Source organism: Bryobacter aggregatus MPL3 (genome assembly GCF_000702445.1).
GTDB lineage: Bacteria > Acidobacteriota > Terriglobia > Bryobacterales > Bryobacteraceae > Bryobacter > Bryobacter aggregatus.
The window spans coordinates 1,302,368-1,328,016 of the sequence record NZ_JNIF01000004.1; the positions used below are offsets into that span (position 1 = coordinate 1,302,368).

Consider the following 25,649-nt stretch of genomic DNA (forward strand, 5'->3'; position numbering starts at 1 on the left):
GTTAGGTTCAGGATACGAGACCCCTGCAAGATTCGAACTTCATGCCAAGCCCGCTCGGTCGAATCTGTTCAATTCACCGAACCAGCGGCCAAAGCCAGGTCAGAGTGCTGCCAGCGACGGCCTACAATCGGTGATTGTGACACAGCAAAATGAAATCTGCGCCATTGAAGTAAGTCGGGTTTCCCAGGTCGTCCGGCGAGACCTCGCGATCATCAGCGCCGCCGGCTCGCAACCGGAATCCCACTACATCGTCGTCTCCGTCCATACGAAAACGGGGCACACAGGCTACGGAGAAGCAACCGTAGTACCCGCCTGGAGTGGCGAGAGTCAAGACAGTGCAGCCAGCATTGTCAATCAGCTTCTCGCCCCGCTGCTGATCGGCGAAGACCCCACTCACGTCGCAGCACTTGCCGATAAAATGGACCGCTACCTTATCGGGAACCCCTTCACCAAATGTGCCCTCGAAATGGCCTTGCTCGATGTCAGTGGAAAGATCCTCGGCGTGCCTGTCGTCACTCTCCTCGGCGGCCCGCGCCGCGCTCCGGAGATTGGATTGAAGTTCTCGATCGGCGCATTCTCCCCGCAGGAAGCCGCCCGTGTCGCCCTCCATGCCAAGTCGATCGGGCTCAAGGCCGTCAAGGTGAAGGTAGGCCTCGACGTCGCAGGCGACATCGCTCGTGTCACTGCTGTTCGAGAAGCACTGGGCGATGACTTCCGCATTGCTGTGGATGGCAATGGAGGCTGGCTGGAAAATGACGCCCTTCTCGCACTGCCTCATCTTGAAGCACTGAAGGTCAATTGCATCGAGCAACCTCTCCGCCGCGGCGACTTCCGCAATTGTGCCCGCCTCCGCGAGCGCACCCATATCCCACTCATGCTCGACGAATCTGTATTCACCAGACAGGATGCCATGGAGGCGATCCGGCAGGAAGCCTGCGATATCATCAGCGTCTATCCCGGAAAGAATGGCGGCATCACTCGCTCCCTGGAGATTGCGCAGATGGCCGCCGTGGCCGGCTTGCGCTGCACCATCGGGAGCAATCTCGAAATGGATCTTGGGTCGGCCGCCATGCTGCATGTCGCCGCTGCGCTTCCGTCGTTGGCCAGCGCCGTCGATCACGACATCATCGGTCCGCTCTACTACGACGAACATTTCACCTCTTCTCCGATTCAGTTCCGGAACGGGTGTGCAGTTCTTCCGGATGGTCCCGGCCTTGGAGTTGACTTCAAGCCTTGACGATTGGTCACCACGATGAGTGCTATCGAGTCACGAGGAAAACAAGTGAAAGCCATCGGCTACATATCAGATGAAGAAGATCTGGCGATCCCAGGAGTCGCCGTCGAGATTGAGTCGCTGCACAGCGGCACGATCACTCTCCTGAGCTCTTCGCCACGCGGCGCACTCTACACCGACCTGCCAGAAGGCCGTTACCGGATCACCTTCGCAAAAGATGGCTACGGTTCTAAGTGGGTGGAATGCGAGATCGGCGCGGTGCCCCAACGCTTCCGCCTTCTTCGCGATCATTTGGCCGGCTATATGTGGCCCAAATGGCTCCGCACAGGCGAGAAGTCAGAGATCCGTGTACACAGCCCTGAGCAATATCAGCTCACACTCTGGCGCTATGGACTCAAGAAGGAATTCGTCCGGACACTCAGTTGGTTTGATGAACACGGCCCACGCGCCACCGTGCAAATTGCTCCGGACACCGACTTCACCCAAACCGGCATGCACTGGAACAATCATGGCTATCCGGCGCCACATATCCAGCAGTTTGTCGAAGCGCCGGAGCAATCCGGACTCTACTATCTCTGGGCACGGACGCCATCCGGAAGGTCTTTCTCCTTTCCGTGGGTCGTTGCACCAGCCGCTCCTCAAGCGAAGCTCGCCGTCTTGGCTTCAACCAACACATGGAACGCGTACAACAACTATGGCGGCCGTTCGAACTACATCAATCCGGAGGGCCTGCCCGACAAGCCTACCGTGAATGCCCGTCTCGATTTGGATCGCTACACGCAACCCCAACCCGTCTGGCGTTTCCCCGATACTGCGTATCAACCACTCTCCTTCGAACGTCCGGAACCCGGCAATCATAACTTCGATAACAGTCCATGGGATAACCGCAGCATCGAAGACAGCATCCACGGACGTGTCCAGTCCGGCCTGGCTCCTGGCGAATGGCGGCTGCTTGGATGGCTCGAGCGCGAAGGCTTCGCTTATGACTACTATTCTGAAGCCCAACTCCACGACGGCACTTTATCCCTCGACAGTTACAATGCACTGATCCTCTCTGTTCATCCGGAGTACTGGACCCGGGAGATGTTCCGCAAGGTGCAGGAATGGGTCACCCGAGGAGGGCAACTGCTCTATCTGGGCGGCAACGGCGTCAACTGTGAAGTGGTCTACGAAGCGGACGGCGCCATGCGTTGCCTCACTTATGACGACAGCGACCAGCCGGGTGGTCATGAATCCCGCATGCACCGGACTTACGCCGCCGAGGCCGGGCTGCTGGGAGTTGTCTTCACTTATTCGGGAGTGATGACCAGCGCCCCGTACACGGTGCTTGATGAAAAACATTGGCTATTAGAGGGCACGCTCTTAAAAAATGGTGCTACTTTCGGCAAGAACTCTTTACATGAGCGAGTACCTGGAGGAGCCTCGGGGCACGAAACGGACAAGATCTCCGCATCTTCCATTCCGAACCTGCAGTGCATCGCCAAAGGCAACAACCCCGACGGAGGCGGCGCAGACCTTGTCTATGGTTCTCTCGGCGATGGTGCCATTTTCTCGGTCGGCTCCATCACCTGGGTCAGTTCTCTCTTCCCTGATCCGGTAGTATCTCGCATCACACACAATGCTCTGACTCGCATGCTATCTTGCCAAGCTACGGAGTAACTCCGTGGCACGCTGCCTCAGCCCGGCATCTGCATCCGCCGCCGCTTTCTGGAGATGAGAGAGGGCTCCCGCCCGATCCCCCCTCGCAGCAAGCACCGCCCCCAATCCCAGATGCGCACGCCCCGAGTCAGGCTGCAGACGCAGCGCCGCTTGATAATGAGGCACAGCCTCACTCTCCTGCTGCATGCCCATGAGAAGATCCCCCAGCAACAAGTGCGCATCCACAAACTTTGGATCCGCGGCCAATGAGGCCTCTAGCTCTTTCCTGGCCTGTTGATAGTCCCCACTGCCGCCTAAGAGCATGGCATATTGATACCGGGTGGGCGCATCCATCGGCCGCAACCGAAGCGCCAACTCAAACTCCTGACGAGCCGCCGTCCTCCTCCCATTCCGGGCCAACAGTCCTGCCAGATTCGCATGGGCATCCACGTACTCAGGACGCAGCCGGATCGCCTCTCGAAAATCAACCTCGGACAAGCGCAGGATTCCCAGATTGTTATGTGCTTCCGGTAGCCCTGGATCCTTCTTAATCGCCTGCAGCAAAGCCTCGATCGCCTCGGCAGTCTTCCCTTGGGTGCGATAACAAAGCCCGAGTTCATGCCAAGTGAGCGCTCGCTCTGGCGCGAGCGCCGTCGCCTGGACTAACACCTCTACCGCCTCCGCTGTCCGTCCGGTTCGCCGCAATGCCGTGCCCAGCTTCTGCCGCGCATAACCGGACGACGGACTCCGCCGCGCCGCCTCCCGAAAGTAAATCAGAGCTTGCTCAAAACTCTGATCACGATCCAAGGCCTCTGCCAGTTCGAGATACCACTCTCCCCGCTTCGGCGCATGCTTTGAGATCGCTGCCTGCAACTGCGGAATCCCGACCTTTGTATGACTCCCCTGCTTGACTTGCGCCACCCCCAAATAGAGTTCGTTCTCCGGCGTGGGCGGCAACTTCGATGGATAGTAAGGAACCACGGGCCCCTGATAGGCATCTCGCCGTTCCGCCAGTTCTGCCAGTAAATCTCCGGCGGGCTTCCTCCTCTGGATGCGATGGTCTGTCATCACCGCATGGATCACATCTTCCGTCCGGCGCTTCGGCATATGGCAATCCACGCAATTCGAGTTGGCCCTGACATGCTCACTGGCGACATGACAACTGCGGCAGCGATCATTGAACTCTTTTGCGCCAGACACCCGATGTGGATTGTGACAAGTCGTGCAAACCAGCTTGCCCTCGCTTTTCAAGTAGCAGGCAGACTGCCGCAAGCGATAGGCAGCGCTCACAATCTCGAACTTATCCTCGCGCCCCGTCCCCGGCGCGTGATCGAAATTCAGAAGGAAGCCAGCAAGACTTTCACCCGGTTGAAATGAGAACGGCCCTCTGTCATAGCGCTGCAATGCGTTCGGCAAAGGATAGCTCGTCGACTCGAGATGACAAGCCATGCAAAGCTCCATCTGCCGCTCTGTGTTCAGCCGCGCAGGATTGATGATTGCCCGCCGGATCTCTTCGGCCTTGCTCTTGCCGGAACCCGCCAACCGCGCATGTTGTCCTCCATCCCCGTGGCAACGCTGGCAATCGATTCCCTCCGGCAGCGCTCCCTCATAGATCGCCTCTGCAAAGGGCTGGTCATGCCCAGCCGGGATCTTCGGATAGGCATTGTGGCAGAACATGCAGTCATAACCGATCGGCCGGCGAAAACCGTCATGATCCGGCCGGTCATACCCCGGATTCATCGCCCAATAGCCGCCCTTTTCCGCGTACCAGCCAAGCGGCAGTTGCAGCAGCCGGCCCGATTCCGTCCGATGCAGATAGGCGCGGGCATGATTGCCCGATCCCATCACATAGTCCACCCGCATCTCCAGCTCATTGCTGGCATGGCCTGCCGCATCCACCTGGTACCGGCGTTGGTAGTACTTTCCATCGCGCGCCGACATCGTGAAATAGCTGTTCGACGGCCCGTGGAAATAGGAATTTTTCTGGATGAAGTCTTCTACCAGATTCTGCGGCGTCAGCCGGAAAAACGACTTTCCCATCCCCGTCCGGCCATAAGACTCCCAGATTTCTCGATGGCAAGGCGCACACACGCGCGAATCTGCATTCGCCAGCGAGACCAGCAACAACGAGAGGAGACAGACCGATTGCAGCACCGCGCCGGGGTAACGCGATTTTAACAAATCCTTTTCATTTCTCATTTATGACCTGTGATAGGCTTTGCACACAATAGCGTTCTGGGGTCTGTCCACGGCATACGGTCACGTCCACTCTACGCCAACTGCTCTCTCAAGGAATCAAGATGAAATCGATACCCAACGCCCGTCCCGCGTTGTATGGAGTCTGGGTCAGCGCAATCGCTGTAACTCTTCTCCTACCAGGAACATTGTTCTGCCAAAGTGGTGCGGCCACGATCCAAGGAACTGTCCAGGACCTCACTGGAGCTGCTGTTCCCGCTGTCGCCATTCGAATCGTCAACCAAGCCACCTCGGTTTCCAATGATACGACTTCCAATAATAATGGCTTTTATTCCGTACCCGGTCTCACCGCCGGCAAGTACACCGCCATCTTCAGCGCCCCAGGGATGAAGAAATATGAGGCATCCATTACCCTCGCCACAGGTCAAGTACTGGTCCTGAATCCGCAGTTGAACGTCGGCGACACCAACGACAAAATTACGGTCAGCGGCGAGACCTTGCAGCTTGCCACCTACGACAGCGGTACCGTCAACACCCAGCTCGACTCCGCCCGCATTAGCCAGCTTCCGATGAACGGCCGCAACGTCCTGGGCCTCGCCCAGAACACAGTCCCTGGCCTCGAAGGTGGTGGCACCCGCGCCAACGGCATCATGCAGGAAGGTATGGAATATTCCCAGGACGGCGCGCCCATGACCAACCGCAACTTCGGCGGCGAAGGCAACTCCGCCCAGGCCACGCTCCCCGATCCGGACTCCGTGCAAGAAGCCCGTTTCGAGACGATGAACTCCAGCGCACAATTCGCAACACCCGCCACCGTGATTCTCACCACCAAGTCGGGCACCAATGCCGTGCACGGTTCCCTCTTTGAAACGGCGCGCAACAACTTCTTCGGAATCGCCAAGGCTCGTCAGAATCCTGCGAACTTCGCGGCGCCCCATCTGGTGAGAAACGAATTTGGCGGCTCCGTCGGCGGCCCCATCTTCATCCCCAAGCTCTACAACGGCAAGAACCGCTCCTTCTTCTTCGTTGCCTTCGAACGCTTCTCCCTGCGCCAGGCCGCCAACCAACTCGTCGCGGTACCGACAGCGGCGATGCGAAACGGCGACTTCAGCGGTCTCATCAATGGCAGCGGCATCCTCCAACAGCTCTACGATCCCAGCACCACCCAGTCGCGTGAAAACAACTATGTCCGTGCTCCCTTCCCCAACAATCAGATCCCGCTGAATCGAATCAGCCCTCTCGCAAAAACGCTCTACGCTGCCACACCGCTCCCATTGACTGCAGATAACCCGTTGGTCAATCCCAACTTCAACGCGATCAACAACACCACACAGACGGTTCCCAACACAACCTTCCGTCTCGACCATGTTTTCAATGAAAACAATCGCGGCTACTTCCGTTTCACCGATATCGACCAGCAGCAGCAGGCACTCCGGAACTATCCAGCCAACTCACCCGCCAACATCGCAGGCGGCGGGCTTCCTGCTGGAGCCACCGGCTTCCAGCGCATCCCGATCCAGACCATCAGCGGCGCCCTCGGCTTCTCCCACGTCTTCTCACCCACCTTCTTCTCCGAAACCATCTACAGCATGCAGTGGCAACGGATGTACGTCGAAGGCAACGAAGCGTCGCAGGCCAACTACGAAAAGCAACTGGGCTTGCCCAACAACTTCGGCCAGATCGGCTTCCCCAACATCGGCGCGAACCTCATCATGCCCTACGGTGGTTCGCAGTGGAACTACGGGATGAGCCAGCGCTTGTCCACACTCGACGAAAACCTGAATAAGATCTGGGGCAAGCACCAGTTTGCCTTTGGCGGCCGCTGGCGCCACGAGAAGTTCGGCTACATGTCCGATCGCTCTCCCGACACCATCGCCTTCACCAATCTGGCAACAGCGCTCTACGATCCCGCCTCCGGCGCCAACTATACGGCCCTAGCGAACACCGGTTTCGCCGACGCCGACTTCTTCCTCGGCGCCGCCAGCAGCTACTCCCAGAACAGGAATGCTCCCTTCAACAACGTCAGCATCGAGGAGTTCGATTTCTATCTCCAGGACAATTTCCGCCTGAGCAATCGCCTCACCATCAACGTCGGCCTCCGGTGGGAAATGCACCCGGCTCCCAAGGCGGCCAACGACTATCTGACCACCTTCGACATCAAGAATAATGCGATTGCCCTGCCCCGCCCTCTCGATTACTACCTCCAGCAGGGTCTCACCTCACAGGCACTCCTCACCAATCTGAAGAATCTCGGCGCCAAGTTTGAGTCCTTCGAGCAGGCTGGCCTGCCCAGTCGCGGCTTCTACTCCAGTTACGGCAACGTGCTGCCTCGCTTGGGCTTCGCCTATACGCCCACTTTCGCGCGCAATGGCACAGTCATTCGTGGCGGCTATGGCGAGTACGTGTATCCGGTGCCGGTTCGCAACTCCATCCGTTACCTCACCGCCAACTATCCTTTTACCGCTTCCTATTCGCAAAGCTATACGAACGCAACCTACGCACCGGATGGACAGCCCAATCTCCTCCTCCGCGGGCCTATTCCCGTTGTCGCCGGGCTCAACAGTTCGGATGCGGTCAACTCCAACAACACCAATGCCCTGCTTCCCGGCATCAACATCGGCACCTCGCTCGCGGCGAAGTATCCTCCGGCGCGAGTCCGCGAGGCAAACTTCACGATCGAGCAGCCCTTCCATGACGGTTCGGTCTTCCGCGCCAGCTACGTGTACACCCACGGCACCAACCTCGATCAGAACTACTCCTACAACAACGCTCCTTCCACCTATGTGTGGCAGACCAGCACGGGAACTGCGCTTCCCACCGGTACTTATGCCGGTACTGCCACGCGTCCCTATGACCAGACGCTCTGGGGCGGCAACGTCATTTCCACCAAGAACGGATGGTCCAATAACAATGCCTTCCAGTTCAACTACCAGCGTCCGTTCCGCAAAGGCGTCGGCTTCCAGGCCTTCTATGTCTTCTCGCGCGCCTTCCGTCTGGGCGGCAATACCTTCCGCGACAACGTTCTCTATCCAGCCGCAAACTATGCCCCGGGTATCCTTCCTGCAGGCATGAACACAGGCACCCTGCTCGAACCCAGCCGGGAATTGAATAAGTGGGAGAACTACAAACTCGACACCGCAATTCCGCTCCACCGGCTCAGTTTCAACGGAATCGTCGAAGTTCCCGTCGGGAAGGGGAAGCGCTTCCTCGGAAACAGCAATCGGCTGGTGAACGCCCTCGTCGGCGGATACCAGATGGCCTTCGTGGGAACCATGGTTTCGCAGGCTTTCCAGGTCGCATCCTCCAATTGGGGAGCAACGAACCCGATCGAGCTCTATAAGGACGCCATCTCCATCACCGATTGCCGTAGCGGTGTTTGCCGCCCGGGCAAGCTCTGGTTCAATGGCTATCTTTCTCCGGCCGTCATCAATCAGAAGAATGGCGTGATGGGAGTTCCTGACAACTACAAACCCTATCTGGCTCCGATCAACAACACGCCAGGAACCACAAACTTCGGCAACAACAATGTGTCGGTCACGCTGAAGAATGGGCAGCAGGTTACCACTGCCTATTCTCCCGGTCCTGCCGGAGCCAACCCCTACTCGCAGACCATTCTGCAAGGCCCCAAGAACTTCCAGACGGATATGTCACTCTACAAGGTTTTCGATATCTCCGAGCGATGGAAGCTCCGGCTGAACGTGGACGCCTTCAACGCGTTCAACATCCAAGGCCTCACCAATCCCGTCCCCAACAGCAGCACTCCCTCCACCGATGGAATCCAAACCTTCCAGAACTCCTATTGGACTCCCCGGCAAATCCAGCTCACCGCACGCCTGTCGTTCTGATACAGAAGGACAGCTCCATAGCGCAGAAGCCTCCTCATTCGGGGAGGCTTCTGTATTTCGAAGCACACTAATGCAGGAACTCTCCTCTGATTTCTGAGCCAGCAGCACTGGCGGTCTGTGCCTCCTCGGATCCCTGCTGTACGCCGTGCGCTCTATTCCGTGGAGGCTCATGAGTTTGCATCCTCTTCAACTCACTCTCGCGTTACGCCGCAATCGGAACAGCGAGAAAACTCGTTCAAAGTCTCTGCAAGTCCCTCAACGGCGCTCCATCGATAGGCCGACGTAATGAGCTTCTTGCTTCTCCCCGATTGCAATCGCAACGACATAACGGCCTTGGATCTACAGGCACCATCGCCAATCCTTGGATCTCGATCGAGCAACACCCATTGATGACCAGTATGGCGAAGAAAACAACGCCGGCTCCAGCAGCGCATGCAAAAGGAAGTGTGGAGGCATAGAGGGCTAGACGCCGTCGAAAGCCTTTGATCGCGAACAGCGTCAACCTAACTAAAAAGATCGACGCGATGACGGCCAGTGTCCCGCCAATCATGATTCAGATCGTCAGCACGACACCCAAACGACAGAGCCAGTCCACGGCCAGCCAGCGGTCGAGAGAATGAACTGTCTGTCCGGTTGCCTAACTCAATGTCGAATGGTGGCGATTTACTTCGGCATCCCTGCACGTCTCAGGAAGGCGACAACATCGCTGAGCTCAACTCGTTCAGCAGCATCGAGTGGCGTCTGTCCCTTTGCGTCTTTCAGAGTCAGATCCGCGCCGAGTGCGACGAGCGCCTCGACCGCTTTCATCTTGCCCATTGCTGCCGCAACATGAAGCGGCGTTTGATTCTCGTCCCGAGTGCGGGCGTTTACATCTGCACCTTTCGCGACTAGCATCCGGATGACCTCCGCGTTATCACCCAGCGCTGCATCATGGATCGGCTGCGTACCCGACCGGCTGATGGCGTTGGGCCGCGCGCCGCGCTCCACAAGCGCGCGAACGCTCTCAAGATCGCCCTTCAACGCAGCTTCGGCAAGCGGCGTTGTGCCTTCTTTTCCAGGCGCATTCGGATCGACACCCATCTCCAGCAGCATCTTCGTGACATCGGTCTGGCGGCGAGGCACAGAATGCTCGAGCGACCAAGGCATCAATTGTGCCGGTCCTTGAGACGGATCCCGGACGAAATTCTGCAGCATGTAGCCGATCATCGCCCGGTCCCGCTGGTTCGGAATCTGTGCAGCGATCTCGATTGCTGTCCGGCCCTGCCGATCACGTGCCTTAGGATCCGCGCCCGCGTTGATCAAAAGAAACACACAAGCTCGCTTGTTGGCATCGACTGCGATATGGAGTGGCGGCATCCCGTTTTCGTCCGCCTCGCTCACCGAAGGGTGTTGCGCAAGCAACTGCTTCATACGGTCCACATGGCACACACGCGCCGCTTGGTGGAGTTCTCCAGCGTGAGCAAGGGTAAGTGATACCAGCAACAGAAGAACCGTGCGCATGCCGACACCATATCATAGGGCAGCAGATGCGCGTCCTGCGTCCGCCCAAAGAAACAAGCGCGTTGGCTTGGAAAGCAGAGTGGCCACCCCAAGCACATGGAACACCGAAGACCTCAGCGACACCCGAGCAGAATTTACGGCTTCCGCGCCGAGGCTAGCGGCCGCCCAGAAGGTCGGCCATGCGGATCTCGCCGGTAGCGGAGTCCAACTGCGTATAGAGAACCGTTTTGCCGTCCGGGGAGGCGGCGAGAATGCGGGGACCGTTCATGACGTTGCGCACGCCGGGGCCGATCAGACGGGACATTCCCGTGAGCACGTTCAGTTCGACGAAACCGGGGGATGAGCCGGCGCGAAGGAAAAACAGCGAGTTGCCGCGAAGGTCCCAGCAGCGATACACCAGATCGTTCGTGCCGGGGATGAGGGTTTCCGCGTCACCGGAGATGTGCCTGCGCCACAAGCCCTGCGCGGAGCGGGGGCGCGCGTAATACAGCCAGCGCGAATCGGCGTCTTCCACGACGTCGAACATCTCGGACTCGCTGACGCGCACGGCGAGTCCGCCTTCCAAAGGCATTTTCCAGGTCTCGCGCAGACTACCGCGCTCCTCGGCATAATAGATCCACTTGCTGTCCCGCGACCAGCCGGGAACCATGCGCTCGGCGGTGTCGTCTGTAAGCTGCCGAATCGGGCCGCCGGTCGAGGGCATGATATACAGATTTGTGAACGCCGTGGTCGTTCCGCCGGGCAGCGTTATGGAGCCGCCATCAAAAGCGATCCATTTGCCGTCGGGTGAGAAGCGCGCGCTGCCCACGTGGCCGTTCAGAGCAGTCAATTGCCTCTCGTTGCCGCCATCCCGATCGACCAGGTAGAGCTGGTATACGCCCGATCGATTGGAGCGATAGAGAATTCGGCCGCCGTCGGCGGAGAAGTCAGGCTCGCTATCCTCTCCCTCCCGGCCGACCAGTTTGGCGACCTGTTGGGATGCGACGTCGAGCCGCCAGATGTTGTGATCGGCGTAGCTGGTGGCGAACAGGAGACGCGATCCGGAACGGGCTGCCGCAATGTCGCCGAACTGGCCCTTGGCGACGAGAGAGAGGCGAGTTGGCTCAGAGGATTTGAGGTCGATGCGCCAGAGGCCCTGCTGATCGACTGCCAAGAGGGTTCCCTTGACCCAGGCGAGCGATTTCGCATCGCTCATCGACTGAACACAGTTTTCCGGACCTCCGGCCAGATCGCGCTCGCAGATGAGCGTGCTCTGCGGCGAGTTCCGAAGAAAAGCGATCTTCTTCCCGTCGGGAGAAATGGCTGCATGATGGTCCTGGGATTCGATGGGAACCGTGAGAATCTGCTTGTGGCCATCGCTCAGAAAAACCCGGACGAGCGGCCGCCCACGCGGGCCGGCGTCGCGCACGACGAGGGACTGCGAGTCAGGCCACCACTCCAGGCCGCGAAAGCCTTGCGGATCCACGACGCGTCCGACCAATCTCTCGGAGCCGCCCTCTGCGGGGACGATAAAGATCTCAGCATCGCTGCCGTCGGATGCACGACGCAAATAAGCGATGCGGGCACCGTCGGGGGACCAGGCGGGGCTGAAATCGTCTCTCGGATCCGTCGTAATGCGGCGTAGATCTTCTGTAGCGACACCGCGGACGTAGATGTCGGGATTGGCGTCCTCGGGTCCGGTCCAGACAAAGGCCATGCGGGCGCCGTCGGGCGAAAAGGACGCCTGCGACGCGATTCCGGGATAGCTGGTGATGGCGACGGCGGGTCCCAAGCGCATCGCGCCCGAAGGCCGGAGCCACGTCCAGATCGCGGCTAGCGCGACTGTGGCGATCGCGGTCGCGGCGAAGGCCCATTTCGGAATCCGCGAACGCGATGCCCGGGTGATCGCCTCGAGGCGCAATGCCACAGCCGACGCTGAGGGACGGCGGTCCGGGTCCTTCTCGAGCATCTCGCGAAGAAGGCGCGACAAGTCGCGATGGCCGGAACGCGCATCCTGAGGACGCGGAATCTGAACGCTGCCATGGAGGATGGACCGAGTCGTTTCGTGCACCGTAGTCTTACGAAAGGGATGCCTTCCCGCCAGCATCTCCACGAGAACCACCCCCAGTGAAAACACGTCACTGGCTCCGGTGAGGGGGCTACCGGCAATCTGTTCCGGCGACATGTAGCCGAGGGTGCCGAGTGGCGCCATCTCCAGATTGACGCCATCGCTCTGATGACGAGCCAGACCAAAGTCGAGTAACTTTGCGTAGCCATCGGGCCGGAGCATTGCGTTCTCCGGCTTGATGTCTCCATGGACAATGCCGCGGGCGTGGGCGGCGGAAAGCCCACGGGCGATCTGCGCGCCCAGCCGGGCCACGAACTCAGGTCTTTGCGGCGTACTGCATAGAGCGCGGAGCGCCTGTCCTTCGATCAGTTCGGTGACGATCGCCGTGCCTGCTTCAGATTCCAGGATTTCGTAGACGGTCACCAGATGCGGGTGATTTAGGGCGGAAGCGGCTTGGGCCTCGCGAACAAGACGCTCGCGGGAGGCGGGCACAAGGCGCGCTTTGTTGCTGAGGAATTTCAGGGCCACGAGGCGGTCGAGTTCCGTGTCGCGAGCCGAGTACACCTCGCCCGTGCCGCCCCGGCCCAGTAGATCGAGAATCGTGTAACGGCCATACTGACGTCCCGGGACGGGCTCTTCGGTTGGCCTTTCCTCCTCGAGCAGCGCGTAGATTTGCTCAAGGACATGGGGCGGGAGTCCGGCGGCATCAACAAAGGCAAGACGTTCAGCCGGCGGCAACTCGGCAGAGGTCCGAAAGACTTCCCAGGCGAGTACCCAGTCTTCCGCAGTCAATCCGGAGTCTCCAACAACTCCTGTTCCAGCCACCGGCGAGCAAAAGACCAATAGGCGCCGACCGACCGCGTGGAACACCCCAGGTCTCTGGCGATCTCATCGTGAGATCGGCCTTCGAAGACTTTCAGCTCGACAACCGTACGGAGCTTCGGATCAACCTCGCCGAGCCGGGCGAGCAACTGGTCCACGAATTGGAGACTTTCCTGGTTTGGGCTGGAAGACGGAAAGCCGGATAGGTCGGCGTCTGTGTCTCTGCTAACCCTTCTCTTGAGGGGGCGGCTGTGCAGGATGAGTAGACGCGTCATCAGGAATCCAGCGAGGCGGAGAAAGGCCTGACACTGCTCCTCCCCTTCCAGTGAGTGATCGAGAGCGTTGTTCTTCAGCAACTCGAGGTACAACTCGTTGACCAGAAGCGTTGGCTGCCAGGAGTGCGCCCCTCGCTCGCGGCTCATTCGAACTGCGGCGAGACGGCGCAATTCGGGATACAGCACATTGAAAAACTCGTCGGCAATACCCTTGCGACCGCTTTGCCACTCGCGGAGCAGGTCACCCACCTGCGCTGAAGATGCATGAGGCATGTAGGCTCAATTTGAAAAATTTTACTACATGGCTTCCGGTTTTGTCCGTCTGCTCGCACTTATTCAGTAAGGGAAGCAATCCCCAGTTGACGGAGGTCCTCAATGGCGCGATGGCAGCAGCTTGGTCTACTCATCTTCTTTGCATGTCTCTTTTCGGGAAGTCTTCGGGCACAGTGCCTGATCTTTCAGAGTTGCTACGGGACGTGGCAGCAGTTTGACAACAAAGTGGTTAATGACTACTTTACGGCGCATCAACTGTCGCCGGCGGACCGCGCCCTGTTCGTCACCTACGCCCGTGAGGACCTGAGGAACGACCTCCGTGCGTTTGCCTGGGGCGAGTTGCTGGGAATCATCCGGACTCCGGCCGAACAACGGACGTCCCTGGAGAACGATGTCGTAAGCGCATTCGGGGCGCGGATCAAGGCGTTTGAAGTAGACGCCGCACAGGAGGCAGTGGATCACAAGAACGCGCTCATCAAGGACATGTGCCGCTGGAAGCCCGATCCGGACATCGCCAAGGCGTACAACTTTACCTACGATGGGAGTTACTGGTGTAGCCAGAACGACCGGCACGCTTTGTTCCTGGGGATGGTCCCGCCCGTTTTTCCTTCAAAAGACTACTTCCGGTCATACGGACAGAAGAAGATCTACTTCGAACCGCTTAAGACCAACTACCTCGGAGGAGTCGCGGCATTTCGCGACATTTCGACAGGAAGCAAGCTGATTCTCGCGTTCGGCTCCATCGCTATGATCGGGCTCGTATCGCTGGCGATGGTTCTGAAGGTTTCAGCTATCGCGAAAGTGGTGTTTCCGAATTCCGGATTCTCAATGATGAGCGGAATCAGCCTTGCGGTGACGCTAGCGCTGATGGTGCTGATCATCGTGGTCGCCGTCGTCCTGATGTATGAGGGTCAGGCTCAGTTGGATGCGCTGGGGCAGTTGGACCAGGACCAGGCCGCCATACGGAACAGCGCCGTTAATTTGGACGCGATGACGAAGGATTCGAAAGGAATGGCCCGGATGACCGCGGCGTATACGATGATGGCGCTTCCGGACCTGTACAGCCAGAGCAGTTATCCGACTCCCACGCCGCTCCCGGCCCGGTCGAACATCGACCCTGTATTCGTATTGTTCGACTGGGCGCTACACACACAGACCGTCACCGACAAGCTGAGTTATCGAAACTGGGACAACATCCCAGTCGACGCGCAGATGTACGGCGGATGGTTTATGCAGAAGATCACGTTTGGTCCTTCAACAGTAGACAGTTTCGGCCTGAAAATGCAGTATCTATGGAACGGGAAGAAGTACACGCTCGACCGGTCGGCGGATCTCCTGGTAGTCACCAAGAACGATCCGGCTCCATCGGATACGGACTGCCCTGCCGGGCCAAGCGGAGTCAGCGATGCGACCTACCTCAGCCAGTGTAAGACCTTCGTCGCCAAATCCGTGATGATGGATCTTCCCACCGGACAGCGAGAGGTGTCGTTGGCGCAGGCTCCGGCCTTCGTGTCGCAGTTGGGAGGCGCGTTCTCGATCGGGCAGGGCAAGCAAACGCTGCAGGTTGAGGCGGTCGGGTTGCCGCTGCCGTCAATTACGATCGACTCTCCGCTGCCCCCTGGAGTGACGTTCGAGAACAGCAGTGTGGCGGGCGCCGGCAAGGCGCGATTCCAATACGATGGAACATCTGGAACGGCTGTATTTGCGGACATCCCGATTCGGGCCGCGCATGACGGAGGAAGTACGACTGCGACCTATAAGATGATCATCGCAACGCAAGTCAAGATCGTGCCGCCGACCCCGCCGACCGTCACCTACGGTGTGCCGGCCTCGTTTACGATCCAAAGCACCGGCTCTCCGCGACCAACGTTCAGCGTGATCAATTCCGGGAATCCCGATCTCACGGTCCGGCCTCTATGTCAGATGTCGTTGGTCAACAACGGCGACGGAACAGCAACCGTCACCGGAATTCCGCAATTGCAGTTCACTTCGGGCTGCGCAGCGAACATCAAGGCGGACAACGGCTTGTCGAGCGACAGCGCATACGTGAGCTATTCGGCCATTTTTCCTCCCCAGCCGAACTTCCTCGACAATACAGTCGACTTCATTGTCGGCCAGCCGAACTCGATCGTGCTCAAGACGAGCCCGGCGGCATCGGCGGTGCCGGTGGTGATTCAATACCCACCTCTCAGTGTGATGCCAGGCTATGCGAACCGGCCGCCCTCCTGGCTGCAACTGGTGAATCATGGCAATGGCACCGCAACTCTGAGCGGCACGCCGCCGGCAGATTCTCCCGAGTTCTTCAACGTGGAGGTCCAAGTCTTCACTGAGGGCCTAACCTACACCGGCTACAAGGAAGAGAATCTGCTGCGAATGCACGTGGTCAAGTATCCGCAGGTCAGCAGCCCGATGTACGGGTTTTGGGGCACGCAGTACTACACCGACTACAACGGCACGTTGACTCTGCCGGGCACAGTGAGCGTCTTGGGCGCTTCCCTGCCCCCGGGCTTCAATCTGTTCTCTACCGGCACGAATCAATTCCGCCTCAACGGACGGGGCAGCAACGGCGGAGAGACCGGAGTTTTCCTCAGGGCTTCGAACGGCAATAGCACCGGGACCGACGACAGATGGTTCCGAATCATCGTCACTGAGAACCCCACGCTCCGGATTCCGTTCAACATCAACTTCTATATCGGCCAGACAAAGACGCTGCCAATCCTGACTTCGGGATATCCGATGCAGCCCCTGGAGGGAATCCCGAATCCTCCGGGCCCGATGCAGCTCAGTCTAGTGGGCGTGCTGCCGCCGGGACTCTCGTTGGTCCAGACCGATCCGGATACCGGACAACCCACATACGGAAAAGCTCTGCTGACCGGCAAGCCGACGACGGTGGGCAGCACCACGCTGGTGTTCTACGCCGAGAACGGCATACAGCCGCGGGACGTTCATTCTCTGACCGTGCGCGTGACGATCCCCGGCGATGTAAACGGGGACGGGAAGGTGAGCTGCGATGACGTGAATTTCATTACGGCACGGTACGGGATCCGCCGCGGCCAGGAAGGCTACGACTACAATGCCGACTACAACATGGACGGCGTGATTGACGTTCGCGACACAGCGCAGGTAACGCCATATCTGCCGGCCGGCACGAGATGCCAGTAGCTTTGATTCAGACAACAACAAGGAATTGACATGAAGACACTCTTCCAGCTTGCTTTTGCGGCCGCACTCCTGACGGGGGGCGCCCAGGCTGCGACGATTTACATAAGTCCGGTACCGGCGGGGATCAACCCCGGTGATTCGTTCGACATTTATCTCGGCGTTGTGTTCGATAAGAGCGCCGATCCTGCCGAACAGATTATGGATTTCAACTTCGACATTTCATTCTCCGCCGGACTCACAGCCGGAAGCCCAGTGGAACTCGGCTACTTCCGCGACAACGGCGTATTCTTCTATGTCAGCCAGGGACCGGACTGGATCACCGTCAGCGACTTGCTTTCGGGTGGCGATTCGCTGATGACCGATGACATGCTGTTCAAAATTCCGTTCCAATACATTTCCTCAACAGAGGGCCCGCTGTTTGTGACGATCAACGAAGAGTTCACGTTCCTGGATGGTCCGGACTTCGTGCCATTGTCCTATACGGTGTCCTCGACGACCGCCCCAACCCCGGAACCGGCGACCTTTGCTCTCGCGGGCACAGCGCTGGCTGTGCTGGGATGGAATCGAATCGCGCGGAGGCGGTAGAGTGAGCCGGACTGAAGACGCGATCCAAGTGGCCGGAGTGACGAAGGCGTACCGGTCGTTCTTCCGGCGCAACCCGATCCGGGCGCTGAACCAAGTCGATTTGAAGGTGCGGCGCGGAGCTGCATTCGGACTTGCAGGGCCCAACGGAGCGGGAAAAACCACACTCATGAAGATCATGATCGGCGCGGTACGGCCGAGTTCCGGAAGCGTGGAACTATTCGGATGGCTGGCCCGAAGCGCCGGCGCCGCCCGCCTCGTGGGCTACCTTCCAGAGACCTGCGCTTTCCCGCCATACCTCACTGCGCGCCAACTGCTCCAATTCCACGGCAGACTGATGGGCCTGGGCGGACGCCTAATCGCAAATCGCGCAGCCGAACTGTTGGATCGAGTCGGGCTCGCCGATTGGGCCGATGTACCTCTGGCGAAGTATTCGAAAGGCATGGTGCAGCGGGCGGGAATCGCACAGGCGATGCTGCATGAGCCAGAGTTGCTGATCCTGGATGAGCCGACGGACGGTCTCGACCCTGCCGCGCGAGTTCTGGTTCTTGACCTTCTGCGTACTCTGAACCGGTCCGGAGTCACGCTTTTCATTAACTCGCACCTGCTCGATGAATTGCAGTCCCTGTGCGACGAGGTCGCGATTCTGAATCATGGTGAGATCGTGAAGCGGGAATGCCTCGCCTCCGCAGCTCAGGCCGGGTACGTGCTGACGCTGAGCGCCGTGCCAGCCAATGTGCTGCTTGCTCTTGCTCTTCGATCACAGCCGGTGTGCGATGGCGACAGCGGGGCGGTGCGGCTGCATTTCACTTCGCGGGTGGACCTGGATTGGGCGATCGAGACAGTTCAAAACGAAGGTGAAGGGCAGATCGAATCTCTAGCGCCGGCAGGAAGATCGTTGACGGAAATGTTCCTGTCCGCAACAGCCGCGAAGCAGGGGGTTCGTTCATGACCAGCCAGATGTTTGCATTGGTGGTGGATACGATTCAGGAGGCTCGCGCCCGAAAGGTGATTGCGGCGCTGCTGCTGAACGGAACTCTATCGATCGCGGCCTTGTTTTGGATTCTCCGGACCTACCCTCTCTCGGGACCGACCTCAATGGTCACCTTGATGAGTCACACGGACTATCGATATCTGAACGCGCAATGGGTAGCGCGGGGTATTTTCGGGAATGCATCGCTGATCGTGTATTCGGTGCAGCTGCTTCTCTGCCTGATGACAACGATGAGCCTGGTGCCCAGCCTGCTCGATCCTGCTCGCAACGCGTGGATCGTGTCTCATCCGCTGTCGCGCGCTAGCATCCTGTTGGGCCGCTTCCTAGGGTGCATGGTGCTCGCGGCCGGCAGTTTTGTCTATACGTTCCTGGGAGCCTGGCTAGTGACCGGGCTGAAGGTGAACCTGTGGCACTGGCCCTTCTTCTTTGGAATCCTGACCACCCTGTTGCTCTATTGTTCGCTGTTTGCGGCCATGCTGTCGCTTCACCTGCTGTCTACATCGCCCACCCTGATGGCGAGTGGCACAATGGCAATCGGGATGTTCAACATCGCGGCTTCCAGACCGAACGAGTTGCACGGAATCACGGGCGGCGGATGGCTATACCACTCGATGCTGTTTGTGTCAGGTCTACTCCCAAAGGCAGCGGAGACGGCGCACCTAACAAACGAGTATGTCCAGACCGGCTCATTTGTAAGCGGGTCGCCTCTCTGGACATCCGGGCTGTTCGGCGCCGCTTGCCTGGCGCTGGCGGCGTGGCGGTTCTCCCGCAAAGATCTGTAGCCTGCCGTGAGTGCGCATCAGATCGCGCTGGCAGGGGGCGGAAAACAGATGTGTTTTCCATCGCCGAGACGAGAAAGAGACCATTGAATTGGTTCTCGCAGCAGCCGGTTGCCGGAAGGCGCGGAGGGCTGCTGCGATAGAGGGCAGACCGGGGCGGAGGACCCTGATTTTTGATCCGGCACTTCTTGAGCCGATGTACACTTGATACTTGCAGCGCGTCTACGCAATTTTGTTGTTACTAGCAACCAGTTCTGGACTGGTTACGCCGCTGCTCTCGTTCGAGCCCGAATCCAAACTTCCTGCCTGCTGTCGACGGGATGGCAAACATCATTGCTCGATGATGGGCATGAAGAAACAATCGCAGCTTCCGTCCGGACCAGTAGTTACAGCAGGCGCTGCTCTCTGCCCGCTCTATCCTACCGGAGCAGCCACTCCAGCTCACACAAAGTTTGCTGTTGTAGCGGACTCGACACCTCTCGATTCCTTAGCCACTTGCGGTTCCGCGATCGTTCAGGATGAGGACATCCTCCCCACCCTCGCCTCGCCTGCCCCAACCGGACGCGGACCGCCGAAGCTCCTCGCATAACATCCACACTTTTCATTTCGAGGTATGGCCTCGTCTCAGCTTGTTCGTGTAGCTGCTTCTCTGCATTGCGTTCTAATGCCTGAGATGTAAGTGCTTCTGAACAGTTCACCGTGCGTCTTGTACCGACGCGCGTGCCAACGTTGTGTATCACAGTACACAGCGAACCATACCAATTTGAGTTCCATAAGGAGTGAACCTATGCGAGGATTTCCTGCATTTGTGTTCCTGTTTGCCACAGCCGGACTACTTGCCGGTCAAGACGGCGAGGCGGTCATGCCCGATGCAATGAAGCAGATTGGCCCTGCCAACGGGGTGCTTGGAAAGAAGATCACTGCAAAGGATGCTTCGGCGGCAGAGGATGCAAAAAAGCTGCAATCGTTGTTTGCAAGTACACGAGGTTTCTGGAAGGCGCGCAAAGCCAATGACGTGGTACGGTTTGCAACCGATGCTTCCGGAGCCTCCCTGTTGTTGCTGGCGGCACTTCCGTTGGTTGCGGGCGTGCCGCCCAAGAAGAGTTCTCCCTCCACATTCAATGATCTGGCGCAGACCACCCCTGCCGGGCGGGAGGCGGAAAACCAATATCGTCTTGGGCTGAAATATGCCGAAGGCAAAGGTGCTTTGCGTGACTACGCAAAAGCGGCCGATTGCTATCTGCGCGCCGCCGAGCGAGGACATATCGCCGCCCAATATAACCTTGGCTTTCTCTATGAGAACGGTCTCGGGGTGAAGACGAACCTCGCCATGGCGATGCTCTGGTATCGGAAGGCCGCGGAACAGGGCGACGCGCAGGCACAGACCAATCTCGGCGTTCTCTACGCGACGGCAAAGGGTTCGGAACGAAGCTACGTCGAGGCGGCCAAATGGTACATGAAGGCGGCAGGTCAAGATGACTTGGAGGGAATGACAAACCTGGGTTCTCTTTACCTTGAGGGACGAGGCGTCAAAAAGGATTACTCCGAAGCGTTGGCGTTCTACAAGCGGGCGGCTAATCGCGGTTACCCTGTAGCGCAAAATAATCTGGCCTTGATGTACGCGAATGGACAAGGCGTGCCCAAGGACTACGTACACGCCTACGCTTGGCTGGATCTGGCCGGCCTCAGAATTCCCGCATCCGCAGCCCTTCGCGACCGTATCGCGAAAGAAATGACTGCAGCACAGATTGCGGCAGCGAGAAACTTAGTTTCAACTTTGAAGCAGAAGCTCGCCCAGGCGAGATAACCTTTCATGTCACCGCGTTCCGCCAATATTTTCGGAAAGGTCATCAGCACCATACTGATGGCGCTATTCCTGTTGGCGTCAAACGCAAATTGGATGCTCCTTGCCGCTGGGGCTGGCGACGGTTGCGGCACGAAATGCTGCCGAGTAAAGAAGGTTTGCTGTTGCCGCAAGAAGCCGTACCCTCAGTCGCAAGACGGGGCCATATCAGCCAAAACATGTCCACCCAATTGTGCTCAGGCCCCTGCCCTTCCTAACCTCCAGCTAACGCTGGCCGCCAATTCGACACTGAACCTGTTCACCACTCTGGTGATCGGGATCAAACTCACAAGTCCCCTTCATATCGCCTGTGCGCTGGTCCTATGCTTCGCGCTCTTCCAGCGACCTCCTCCTTTTGACACCGCACGTTTCGCGTAGTTCGTGTTCGGGAACTTTGCCTTCGCTGGCGAAGCTCTCTGGTGATGATTGTTTCAACTTTGAGGAGATTCCAAAGCATGTATGCCATAGGTGTATTTCATTCACCTGCAACCTTATCGCTTTCAAAAAAAAAGAGTTCGACGTGTAGATTCATTCCAGCTATCAGACAATGCGCCCCAATAGCTTTACTCGCTGCCCTTATGGCGGGAAATGCGCCTGGACTTTGGGCGCAGAATATTAAGTCCGCAATCCAAGGCCACATTTCCGATGCGTCGGGCGGCTCGGTGCAAAACGCCAATATTTCGGTCTTCGAACGCACACGGGGAACCGTCCACAAAACAACTTCCAACGACACCGGCGCCTTCTTCGTCCCCGGATTGGAAGCAGGGTCCTATGTTGTAGAAGTAAAGGCGCCCGGCTTCGCCTCCAAGGCCCCGTCCCTGCGGAACATCGCGCTCACCGCGCCCGACATGCACGACGGTTCGGTAGCCACGCTGGAGGCCGCGATCGAACATTATCGCTTCGGTGGTCGCACCATTAAGACCGGACCAAATGCCGGTATCGGCTTCGATAATCCAAACAAGAGCGAGTTCGTGAAGGCCTTCGATCTGACTGCAGGAGCAAAAGCGGACATGCTGGCATTGCTCCGAAGTCTGACGGATCGCAGCATGTTGGCCAACCCGGCTTTCAGCGATCCCTGGCGTCCAGTGACTGTCACCGCCCCACCTCGCCACCGAAATATGTCTTACGCGGTGAAGTCGTCAAGATTTTCCCTGAGGACGGCGCAGTTTCGCTGATTCACGAAGAGGTGCCGGGCTTCATGAATGCCATGCAGCCTCCATACGCAATGGAGTTCCTCGTACCCGCCAAACAGTTTCTTTCCACTCTGCGCCCCGGCATGAAGCTCACAGCAGGTGTCCGAAAGCGCGGAGCTGATTACATTCTTGAACCGATTCTCAGGAGAACAAAATGAGCATGACTAGAAGAACCATGATGCGCATGAGCGCTTCCACCGCGACGATACTACCGGCATTTGCGCAAGCTCTGCCGAGCGTTGTGACCTTGCCCAAACTGCCTTACGCTGTGGACGCATTGGAACCGTTCATCGACGCGAAGACGATGGAGATCCACCACGGGAAACATCATCAGGCCTACGTCGACAACTTGAACAAGGCTCTGGCAACTCATCCGGAGCTCACCACCAAGCCTGTAGAGAAGTTAGTATCCAACCTCGTCAGCATACCGGAACCAATCCGCGCTGCAGTCCGAAACAACGGCGGGGGACATCTCAACCATTCGTTGTTTTGGCAGACTCTCGGCAAACCCAAGGCCGGGCCGAAAGGGCGCTTGCAGGCAGCGATTGAGAGATCTTTTGGCAGCCAGTCGGCGCTGGAGGAGAAATTGCGGGCCGCAGGCCTCACGGTCTTCGGCTCTGGTTGGGTGTGGATCCTGCCGCAGGATAAAGAGGCGCTCGCGATGGAAACCTCGTCAAATCAAGACAGTCCTTGGATGAGTGGCAAGACGCCGTTGTTCGGTATCGACGTCTGGGAACACGCCTACTACTTGAAGTACCAGAACCGGCGCGCAGACTATCTCGCCGCTCTCATCAAGGTAATCAACTGGGACTTCCTTTCGCAGCGCTACGAGGAGATCGCGAAATAGATGACGCGACGACGCGTCCTACTCTCGTTCTATTGCGTTTTGGCGGGGTGCCGCCAAAACGCAACACTTGAGAGAGGCATAGATGACGGTTCTGTTCAGAAGTACCAATTGGAAGGTGTGGTGATTCGTCGAGATGAAGCATCCAAGATCGTGACAATCAAGCACAGTGCAATTGTCAATCATGCCGGCAAGATCTGGATGGAGCCAATGACGATGGAGTTTCCGGTGCCCAAGCCGGAAGACTTCGCCCAACTGACCAAAGGGAATAAAATCACCGCGACCCTTATCGCGCGTGATTCTAATTTCGAATACTGGATTGAGGAAGTGCGGACGCGGGAAGAGTAGGAGTTTTCGAAGTAACGGTCAGAGCAGTCAAAAATCGATGCACTGGGGCTAATGTCTCTCGATAGCCAATTTCGAGTTGACACTCTTCAGCGAGAATCCAGAATGTCTTTCGAAACTTCGAGGAAAAACCGCAAGGCGCCGAGTGGGCTTCTGGATCAGAGCGGGCGGATCTTAATTTATGCGGATCAGATAGCCGCAAACGTGTAAAAAAGCGTTGGAGAACGCAATATCGCCCGTCATTGTGCGGAAACCAATTGCCGGACTTGCACTGCAAGAGACTGATAAGAAGTTTCGTCGAAGAGTCCAGAGTGACGCCAGGCGACTTTTCCCTTTTGGTCGATTACAACTAGATAGGCGGAGTCCTCTCCCTTGACCCCAAGCCGCTGCTTCCAAGGCTCCGTGCCTCCGTAAACCGTAATCACATTCTCGTAATCAGCTTTTGGAGTCCCGCGCCGCATGCCGCCATCGATGAACCACTTTCCCAAGCGCGCCATGCCGCTGATCATTGGGATTTCGTAGAAGGTGACTTGCGGATTCTTCTCAAAATCTTTGCGAAAACGCTTGGTCCATGCTTCTACCGCAAATCGAGACTGGTAGGTGAATCCGAACAGCAACAGTGCTGCGCGGCCAGAGGTATCTTTCGGTAAGAATGCTTTTCTCCCGCTAAGATACTCCCCTCGAAGTTCGGGCAGTTCCTCGCCAACCGTCAGGTCGCTTGCCACCGATGAGAAAGGAGCCATGATAGTCACTAGTGCAACACAAAGAATGTGTCGAGTCATACTCCCACCCTCGTACGTTCACTTGTTTTCGCCAAGTCTCCAGTCAACTCCGTCGTTGGCTGGACTGCGATTGCCCTGCCCCGTTGCCACGGCTCGCCATGGAGAATTGCAGGATTCGCGTTCTTGGTGAGCATTAATTGGACATCACTAATATGCCGTTCGTGGAAGGCGCCCTCGCAATAGGCCAGATAGTAGTCCCACATCCGGAAAAATGCTTCGTCGAAGCCCAGGGCGCGAATTTTGTTATTCGATTCGTGGAATCGCCGCCGCCACTCCGCCAGCGTATAGGCGTAGTGCAGTCCGATGTCCTCAACGTGATACATGGAAAGCTTCGTCGAACGCACCAGGGAATGGAGAATCTCTCGAATCGAGGCCAACTGTGCGCCCGGGAAGATACGCCGCTGGATCCAGTCGCTCTGTTTCCGATAAGCATCGAAGCGATGTTCGTTCATCGTGATGGCCTGCATCACCATGGAACCGTCCGGGGTTAGGAGGCGATCACAAGTCGAGAAGAAAGCGTCGTAGTAGTCGAGGCCAACCGCTTCGAACATCTCAATGCTCACCAGTTTGTTGTACGAACCCTGCAGATTCCGATAATCCTCCAGCAGCAGCTTGATTCGCGCTCCCGCCTCTCCGGCCCGAGCGAATTGGTGGCGGGCTTCGTCATGCTGCTCCCGGCTGATGGTGGTAGTGGTGATGCGGCAACCGTAGTTTCGAGAGGCGTGCAGCGCAAATGCACCCCAGCCGGTACCGATCTCCAGAACCTGATCTTCCGGTCCTAGACGCAATTTACGGCAGATGCGGTCGAGCTTCTCGATCTGCGCTTCTTCGAGCGAATCGTTGGCATGCCGGTAGACTGCACTGGAATAGACCATGTTGCGATCCAGGAACAGGCGGAAGAAGTCGTTGCTCAAATCATAGTGCGCCTGAATATTACGGCGGCTGCCTGCAACCGTATTGCGGTTCATCCGATGGCGTATCCGATGAAAAAGGCGGTTGGCAAACGAAATAAGCGGAGCTCCGCTCTCAAGCGTTACAAGATTACGCGCGGCGAGGCGCACCACAGCAACAGGATCCGGCGAAGACCAGTCCCCGTCCATGTAGGAATCTCCTGCCGCATCGTCGCCCCCCCAGAGCACTCGGGAAAAGAAACGCTCATTGTGTACAGAGAGTGAGGCCGACAAGCCGGAGTTCGCTACCCCAAACCGGTAGTTCCGTTCAGGGCAGATCACCTCGAGTTCGCCGTGACGCACGTTCTCCAGCATCCGCAATACAGCTTTCCGCGCAAAACTCAT

At 58.0% G+C, this 25,649-nt stretch carries 19 protein-coding genes; 13 read left to right on the plus strand and 6 right to left on the minus strand.

Features of this window, described 5'->3' with window-relative positions; translation table 11 throughout:
- The first annotated feature begins 136 nt into the window (after window positions 1-136).
- Both M017_RS0125375 and M017_RS0125380 read left to right on the plus strand, forming a co-directional pair.
- Window positions 137-1,237 (plus strand): mandelate racemase/muconate lactonizing enzyme family protein, encoded by a 1,101-nt coding sequence (locus tag M017_RS0125375; RefSeq protein ID WP_031501062.1) that lies wholly within the window; start codon window positions 137-139, stop codon window positions 1,235-1,237.
- Window positions 1,238-1,282: 45 nt separating this feature from the next.
- Window positions 1,283-2,893, plus strand: a complete 1,611-nt coding sequence (locus M017_RS0125380) for a carboxypeptidase-like regulatory domain-containing protein (RefSeq protein ID WP_202901723.1) — start codon at window positions 1,283-1,285, stop codon at window positions 2,891-2,893.
- On the opposite strand, the gene M017_RS0125385 is transcribed toward M017_RS0125380, so the two are convergent.
- Complete coding sequence (locus M017_RS0125385) at window positions 2,870-5,071, minus strand: tetratricopeptide repeat protein (RefSeq protein ID WP_080508169.1); 2,202 nt, start codon at window positions 5,069-5,071, stop codon at window positions 2,870-2,872. The genes M017_RS0125380 and M017_RS0125385 overlap by 24 nt on opposite strands.
- Before the next feature lie 101 nt (window positions 5,072-5,172).
- On the opposite strand from M017_RS0125385, the gene M017_RS0125390 reads away from it, so the two are divergent.
- Entirely contained in the window at window positions 5,173-8,913 is a 3,741-nt protein-coding gene (locus M017_RS0125390; RefSeq protein ID WP_080508170.1) for a TonB-dependent receptor, read from the plus strand.
- 663 nt (window positions 8,914-9,576) lie between these two features.
- On the opposite strand, the gene M017_RS0125400 is transcribed toward M017_RS0125390, so the two are convergent.
- The 3 genes from M017_RS0125400 to M017_RS0125410 all read right to left on the minus strand — a co-directional run bounded on the left by M017_RS0125400 (window position 9,577) and on the right by M017_RS0125410 (window position 13,830).
- Window positions 9,577-10,413 (minus strand): ankyrin repeat domain-containing protein, encoded by an 837-nt coding sequence (locus tag M017_RS0125400; RefSeq protein WP_031501066.1) that lies wholly within the window; start codon window positions 10,411-10,413, stop codon window positions 9,577-9,579.
- 154 nt (window positions 10,414-10,567) lie between these two features.
- Entirely contained in the window at window positions 10,568-13,252 is a 2,685-nt protein-coding gene (locus M017_RS28350) for a protein kinase domain-containing protein (RefSeq protein WP_051670866.1), read from the minus strand.
- The gene (locus tag M017_RS0125410) at window positions 13,249-13,830 is read right to left on the minus strand and encodes an ECF-type sigma factor (protein WP_031501068.1); all 582 of its coding nucleotides are present in this window, start codon (window positions 13,828-13,830) and stop codon (window positions 13,249-13,251) included. The genes M017_RS28350 and M017_RS0125410 overlap by 4 nt, the downstream gene beginning before the upstream one ends.
- 225 nt (window positions 13,831-14,055) lie before the next feature.
- On the opposite strand from M017_RS0125410, the gene M017_RS0125415 reads away from it, so the two are divergent.
- From M017_RS0125415 to M017_RS0125455, 10 genes are all read left to right on the plus strand, one after another.
- Entirely contained in the window at window positions 14,056-16,992 is a 2,937-nt protein-coding gene (locus M017_RS0125415; RefSeq protein ID WP_155121624.1) for a dockerin type I repeat-containing protein, read from the plus strand.
- A gap of 30 nt (window positions 16,993-17,022) precedes the next feature.
- Window positions 17,023-17,577: a PEP-CTERM sorting domain-containing protein gene (locus M017_RS0125420; RefSeq protein WP_031501070.1), complete on the plus strand. Its 555-nt coding sequence runs from the start codon at window positions 17,023-17,025 to the stop codon at window positions 17,575-17,577.
- Between the two features lies 1 nt (window position 17,578).
- The gene (locus tag M017_RS0125425) at window positions 17,579-18,526 is read left to right on the plus strand and encodes an ABC transporter ATP-binding protein (RefSeq protein WP_051670867.1); all 948 of its coding nucleotides are present in this window, start codon (window positions 17,579-17,581) and stop codon (window positions 18,524-18,526) included.
- The gene (locus M017_RS0125430; protein ID WP_031501072.1) at window positions 18,523-19,350 is read left to right on the plus strand and encodes an ABC transporter permease subunit; all 828 of its coding nucleotides are present in this window, start codon (window positions 18,523-18,525) and stop codon (window positions 19,348-19,350) included. The genes M017_RS0125425 and M017_RS0125430 overlap by 4 nt, the downstream gene beginning before the upstream one ends.
- Before the next feature lie 346 nt (window positions 19,351-19,696).
- On the plus strand, window positions 19,697-19,936 hold the full coding sequence (locus M017_RS29580) for a hypothetical protein (RefSeq protein WP_155121625.1): 240 nt from the start codon (window positions 19,697-19,699) through the stop codon (window positions 19,934-19,936).
- A gap of 198 nt (window positions 19,937-20,134) precedes the next feature.
- Window positions 20,135-21,154 carry a tetratricopeptide repeat protein gene (locus tag M017_RS28355; RefSeq protein WP_051670868.1) on the plus strand — a complete coding sequence of 340 codons (1,020 nt, stop codon included), beginning with the start codon at window positions 20,135-20,137 and terminating at the stop codon, window positions 21,152-21,154.
- Between the two features lie 614 nt (window positions 21,155-21,768).
- On the plus strand, window positions 21,769-22,365 hold the full coding sequence (locus M017_RS0125445) for a carboxypeptidase-like regulatory domain-containing protein (protein ID WP_031501075.1): 597 nt from the start codon (window positions 21,769-21,771) through the stop codon (window positions 22,363-22,365).
- On the plus strand, window positions 22,365-22,541 hold the full coding sequence (locus tag M017_RS30830; protein WP_474939341.1) for a hypothetical protein: 177 nt from the start codon (window positions 22,365-22,367) through the stop codon (window positions 22,539-22,541). Before M017_RS0125445 ends, M017_RS30830 begins: the two co-directional genes overlap by 1 nt.
- Complete coding sequence (locus M017_RS0125450) at window positions 22,538-23,230, plus strand: superoxide dismutase (protein WP_080508175.1); 693 nt, start codon at window positions 22,538-22,540, stop codon at window positions 23,228-23,230. Before M017_RS30830 ends, M017_RS0125450 begins: the two co-directional genes overlap by 4 nt.
- On the plus strand, window positions 23,231-23,575 hold the full coding sequence (locus M017_RS0125455; RefSeq protein WP_080508176.1) for a copper-binding protein: 345 nt from the start codon (window positions 23,231-23,233) through the stop codon (window positions 23,573-23,575).
- Window positions 23,576-23,811: 236 nt separating this feature from the next.
- Here M017_RS0125455 and M017_RS0125460 read toward each other — a convergent pair whose 3' ends face one another.
- Window positions 23,812-24,315, minus strand: a complete 504-nt coding sequence (locus tag M017_RS0125460; RefSeq protein WP_031501078.1) for a hypothetical protein — start codon at window positions 24,313-24,315, stop codon at window positions 23,812-23,814.
- Window positions 24,316-24,350: 35 nt separating this feature from the next.
- Window positions 24,351-25,649, minus strand: coding sequence for an SAM-dependent methyltransferase (locus M017_RS0125465; protein ID WP_051670869.1), 1,299 nt, complete (start codon window positions 25,647-25,649; stop codon window positions 24,351-24,353).